The 265-nt window shown below is 41.1% G+C and carries 1 protein-coding gene; it reads right to left on the reverse strand.

The window, feature by feature from the left end:
- A partial coding sequence (locus R0K30_RS22265) for a hypothetical protein (RefSeq protein ID WP_410613053.1) occupies positions 1-265 on the reverse strand: 265 nt, incomplete at both ends.

Raw genomic sequence — 265 nt, forward strand, 5'->3', positions numbered from 1 at the left:
GTCCATTTTCTTTTAAATGAACTGTGCAATGTTGGTATATCTTTCAGCACCGACCTTACGTTCTTTTCTAAATCAGGGAACACCCGTTTCAAAACGGCAAATTGTTTATAACTTTCCCATTTGAAGTCACCGATGGCAAGCGCCCATTCAGAATCTTGTTTCCTCCGAAAACTTAATCCCTCTTTAAGCTGATTTTTAAATTCCTCCTTGCTGCCTGCCAATAAACCAGCCCTGTAATCAAACGATGTCCTCCCCGTTAAAAGGG

It is taken from the genome of Bacillus sp. SIMBA_154 (genome assembly GCF_046536015.1).
GTDB classification, from domain to species: domain Bacteria; phylum Bacillota; class Bacilli; order Bacillales; family Bacillaceae; genus Bacillus; species Bacillus pumilus_P.